This window comes from Priestia sp. SIMBA_032, from assembly GCF_046535215.1.
Classification (GTDB): domain Bacteria; phylum Bacillota; class Bacilli; order Bacillales; family Bacillaceae_H; genus Priestia; species Priestia aryabhattai.
On sequence record NZ_JAWRXD010001057.1, the window covers coordinates 1 to 256 of the forward strand.

Sequence of the window (256 nt, forward strand, 5' to 3'; positions counted from 1 at the left end):
TACTTCGGCGTGAGCGACGACTACGTCAACGCCATGCGGCCGGCCCTCGCCGGCAGCGAGGGGCCCGACGTCTTCGGCATCTCGGGCGGAAAGCCGACGAGCAACATCGACACCTACGGTCACGCCGCGATCGATCTGGAGCCCGCGATCGAGAAGGCGCTCGGCGCCGACTGGAAGGACAAGGTCGCGGCGAGCGGTGTCGAGGCGTTCACGACCGAGGACGGCAAGCTCGGCGGCCTGTCGGTCGGCGATGTCG

Annotated in this window: 1 protein-coding gene; it reads left to right on the forward strand. The window is 69.1% G+C overall.

Annotated elements, in window-relative coordinates; genetic code table 11:
- A partial coding sequence (locus SB717_RS37585) for a hypothetical protein (protein WP_410908236.1) occupies nucleotides 1-256 on the forward strand: 256 nt, incomplete at both ends.